Origin of the sequence: Pseudomonas agronomica (genome assembly GCF_025917275.1) — a bacterium.
In the GTDB taxonomy this organism is placed as follows: Bacteria; Pseudomonadota; Gammaproteobacteria; order Pseudomonadales; family Pseudomonadaceae; genus Aquipseudomonas; species Aquipseudomonas agronomica.
Map to the genome: position 1 here is coordinate 1 of NZ_JAOSHO010000408.1, position 4,618 is coordinate 4,618.

A 4,618-nucleotide genomic window follows, 5' to 3' on the forward strand; every position below is an offset into this window, starting at 1 on the left:
CTGTGGGAGCGAGCTTGCTCCGGGCGGCGATCCGACGATGGCGCCCTCACTGACAACATCAAACTACCGTCCACCGCTCTGGCATGAGCCTTGCGTGCCCGCTCCACAGCAAACCCGAAAGTCCAACAGATCAAACAATAAAAAAGACAGAGAGGACTTATGACTTCTACCACCCAACTCAAACCCACACTCGGCACCCTGCATTTATGGGGCATTGCCGTCGGCCTGGTGATTTCCGGCGAGTATTTCGGCTGGAGCTACGGCTGGGGCACCGCAGGGACCCTGGGGTTTCTCGTCACCGCCCTCATGGTGGCGTTGATGTACACCTGCTTCATCTTCAGTTTCACCGAACTGACCACCGCGATTCCCCACGCCGGTGGGCCTTTTGCCTACAGCCGACGGGCGTTTGGTGAAAAAGGCGGATTGATCGCCGGGATCGCCACCCTGATCGAATTCGTCTTTGCGCCCCCGGCCATCGCCATGGCCATCGGCGCCTACCTCAACGTGCAGTTTCCCGAGCTCGATCCCAAGCTCGCGGCGGTTGGCGCGTACATCGTATTCATGACCCTGAACATCCTCGGCGTCAGCATCGCCGCGGCGTTCGAGCTGGTGGTCACCGTGCTGGCGGTCGCCGAGCTGCTGGTGTTCATGGGCGTGGTCGCGCCGGGCTTCAGCTTCAGCAATTTCGTGCTCAACGGCTGGTCGGGCTCCAATGAGTTCACCCTCGCCTCGATCCCGGGCATCTTCGCGGCGATCCCCTTCGCCATCTGGTTCTTCCTCGCCATCGAAGGCGCAGCCATGGCCGCCGAAGAAGCCAAGGACCCGAAGCGCACGATCCCCCGCGCCTACGTCAGCGGCATCCTGACCCTGGTGTTCCTGGCCATCGGCGTGATGATCATGGCCGGTGGCGTCGGTGACTGGCGCACCCTGTCGAACATCAACGACCCGCTGCCCCAGGCCATGAAAGCCGTGGTCGGCAACAACTCGACGTGGATGCACATGCTGGTGTGGATCGGCCTGTTCGGCCTGGTGGCGAGTTTCCACGGGATCATCCTCGGCTACTCGCGGCAGTTCTTCGCCCTGGCCCGGGCCGGCTATTTGCCTCGCGGCCTAGCAAAACTCTCGCGCTTCCAGACCCCGCACCGGGCGATCCTGGCCGGCGGCGTCATCGGCATCGCGGCGATCTACAGCGACGGCCTGGTCAACCTGCAGGGTATGAGCCTGACGGCGGCGATGATCACCATGTCGGTGTTCGGCGCCATCGTGATGTACATCATCAGCATGCTCAGCCTGTTCAGGTTGCGTAAGACCGAACCGAACCTGGAACGCACCTTCCGCGCGCCGGGCTACCCGCTCGTGCCGGGCATCGCGCTGTTCCTGGCGGTGGTGTGCCTGGTGGCGATGGCGTGGTTCAACACCCTGATCGGCCTGGTGTTCCTCGGTTTCATGATTGTCGGCTACCTGTATTTCCAACTGACCGCCAAGCAACGCTCCGACGCGCCGGCGGACGCTATGCTCACAGGTATCTGAAGTTGCACCGGCACCGGGCCGAGGGCTCGGTGCCTGCTATTTAAAAGTGCACACCGTCCCCCTGTGGGAGCGAGCTTGCTCGCGATAGCGGAGTGTCAGCAAAAATACTTGTCGACTGATACACAGCTATCGCGAGCAAGCTCGCTCCCACAGGGTTACGGGTTGTATTTGAGTTATCTACAAAACCAGGAGGACACCGCCCATGGCCGCATTCGCCCATTCCGTCGGCGCCCAGACCTACCGCTTCGACAGCCTCAAAGACCTGATGGCCAAGGCCAGCCCAGCGCGTTCCGGGGATTTCCTCGCCGAGGTCGCCGCCCTCAACGATGGCGAGCGCGTGGCCGCGCAAATGGCTTTGGCTGACTTGCCCCTCAGCCATTTCCTGCAGGAAATGCTGATTCCGTACGAGGCCGACGAAGTCACCCGATTGATCGTCGACACCCACGACAAACACGCCTTTGCCACCGTCAGCCACCTCACCGTCGGCGGTTTTCGCGACTGGCTGCTCAGCGACGCCGCCGATGAGCAGAGCCTGCGCGCACTCGCTCCCGGCCTGACGCCAGAAATGGTCGCCGCCGTCTCGAAGATCATGCGCGTGCAGGATTTGGTGCTGGTGGCGCAGAAAATCCGCGTGGTCACCAAATTCCGCGGCACCCTCGGCCTGCGCGGGCGACTGTCCACGCGCCTGCAACCCAACCACCCCACCGACGAGCCGGCCGGCATCGCTGCGAGCATCCTCGACGGCCTGCTCTTCGGCAACGGCGACGCCATGATCGGCATCAACCCGGCCACCGACAGCACCGCCTCGATCTGCGCCATGCTGGAAATGCTCGACGCCATCATCCAGCGCTACGACATCCCCACCCAGGGCTGCGTGCTGACCCACGTCACCACCTCCATCGAAGCGGCGAACCGTGGCGTGCCCCTGGACCTGGTGTTCCAGTCCATCGCCGGCACCGAAGCGGCCAACGCCAGTTTCGGCATCAACCTGAACATCCTGAAGGAAGGCTACGACGCCGGCCTCAGCCTGAATCGCGGCACCCTCGGCAACAACCTGATGTATTTCGAAACCGGCCAGGGCAGCGCCTTGTCAGCCAACGCCCACCACGGCGTCGATCAACAGACCTGCGAGACCCGAGCCTACGCCGTGGCGCGACATTTCAACCCGTTTTTGGTGAACACGGTTGTAGGCTTCATCGGCCCGGAATACCTGTACAACGGCAAACAGATCATCCGCGCCGGCCTCGAAGACCACTTCTGCGGCAAGTTGCTCGGCGTGCCGATGGGCTGCGACATCTGCTACACCAACCACGCCGAAGCCGACCAGGACGACATGGACACCCTGCTGACCCTGCTGGGCGTGGCCGGGATCAACTTCATCATGGGCATCCCCGGCTCCGACGACATCATGCTCAACTACCAGACCACCTCGTTCCACGACGCCCTCTATGCCCGCCAGACCCTGGGCCTGAAGCCGGCGCCGGAATTCGAAACGTGGTTGGCGAACATGGGCATCTTCACCCAGGCCGATGGCCGGGTGCGATTCGGCGACAACCTGCCACCGGCGTTTCGCCAGGCCCTCGCGCATTTGGGATAAGCCGCATTTTTATGAGTGAGTTGCCCATGGATAAAAAACCTGTCGATTCGCAAAACCCCTGGCTGAACCTGCGCAATCTCACCCCGGCGCGCATCGCCCTGGGGCGCACCGGCACCAGCCTGCCCACCTCGGCGCAACTGGATTTCCAATACGCCCACGCCCAGGCGCGCGATGCGGTGCACCTGGCGTTTGATCACCAGGGCATTCGTGCACAACTAACCGAGCGTGGCCGTGAAAGTCTGCTGCTCCACAGCGCCGCAGCCGACCGCCATAGCTATCTACAGCGCCCGGACCTGGGCCGACGGCTCGATGAGGCATCCGCGCAAATCCTGGACGAGTACGCGGCGGCCCATCCCGGCGGCGTGGATTTGGCTATCGTGGTGGCTGACGGCCTGTCAGCGCTGGCGGTGCATCGCCATACCTTGCCGTTCCTGGCGCGGCTGGAAGAACAGATCGCCGCGGAAGGCTGGTCGGTGTCGCCGGTGGTCCTGGTGGAACAGGGTCGCGTCGCCGTGGCGGATGAAGTGGCGCAGCGGCTCGGCGCGAAAATGTCGGTGATCCTGATCGGCGAACGCCCCGGCCTCAGCTCCCCCGACAGCCTGGGCCTGTATTTCACCTACGCGCCCAAGGTCGGCCTGACTGATGCGTATCGCAACTGCATTTCCAACGTGCGCCTCGAAGGCCTGAGCTACGGGATGGCGGCCCATCGCTTGATCTACCTGATGCGCGAGGCCTGTCGCCGCCAGCTTTCGGGGGTCAATCTGAAGGACGAAGCCCAGGTTCATACTCTAGAGTCGGAAAACCCTGCCGATATGAAAGGTAATTTCCTACTGGCGCCGCCCCGCAACTGATCCGTTTATCCGATTGCGTTTTTGATCCGCTTTCAGGCAGCATCAAAAGCACGGCAGCGCGACATTGTTGTCTGAATATCTGTCGACCTTTGCAGACGAGACCTACCATGCGGATTATCCAAGCGACCCTGGAACACCTGGACCTGCTGACCCCATTGTTCGTCAAATACCGGGAATTCTACGGCTCGCTGCCCTACCCGGACTCGTCCCGAGCCTTCCTCGAAAAGCGCCTGCGCCGCAAGGAATCGGTCATCTACCTGGCCCTGCCCGATGACGACGACAGCAAATTGCTCGGCTTCTGCCAGCTCTACCCCAGCTTCTCGTCGCTGTCGCTCAAGCGCGTGTGGATCCTCAACGACATCTATGTCGCCGAAGACGCCCGCCGCCAACTCGTCGCCGACAACCTGATCCGCACCGCAAAAAAAATGGCCAAGGAAACCAACGCCGTGCGCATGCGCGTCTCCACCAGCAGCAACAACGACGTCGCGCAGAAAACCTACGAATCGATCGGCTTCAAGGAAGACACCGAGTTCAAGAACTACGTGCTACCAATCAGCGAAGGGCTCTGACCCCTGCGGCTAGATGAAGCCTCTGTGGCCAGGTGAAACCTTGTGACTGAGTGAAACCCTCGTGGCGAGGG

4 protein-coding genes are annotated in these 4,618 nt (G+C 62.2%); all 4 read left to right on the plus strand.

Going from position 1 to position 4,618, the window contains the following annotated elements; translation table 11 throughout:
- Nucleotides 1-159 precede the first annotated feature (159 nt).
- The gene (gene eat, locus OC610_RS21625) at nt 160-1,530 is read left to right on the plus strand and encodes an ethanolamine permease (RefSeq protein ID WP_264430646.1); all 1,371 of its coding nucleotides are present in this window, start codon (nt 160-162) and stop codon (nt 1,528-1,530) included.
- Between the two features lie 202 nt (nt 1,531-1,732).
- Nucleotides 1,733-3,127: an ethanolamine ammonia-lyase subunit EutB gene (locus OC610_RS21630; protein ID WP_264430647.1), complete on the plus strand. Its 1,395-nt coding sequence runs from the start codon at nt 1,733-1,735 to the stop codon at nt 3,125-3,127.
- A 26-nt stretch (nt 3,128-3,153) separates the two neighbouring features.
- A complete protein-coding gene (eutC, locus tag OC610_RS21635; RefSeq protein WP_264430648.1) occupies nt 3,154-3,978 on the plus strand; it encodes an ethanolamine ammonia-lyase subunit EutC in 825 nt (274 codons plus the stop codon).
- A gap of 107 nt (nt 3,979-4,085) precedes the next feature.
- A complete protein-coding gene (locus tag OC610_RS21640; protein WP_264430649.1) occupies nt 4,086-4,547 on the plus strand; it encodes a GNAT family N-acetyltransferase in 462 nt (153 codons plus the stop codon).
- The last annotated feature ends 71 nt before the right edge of the window (nt 4,548-4,618 follow it).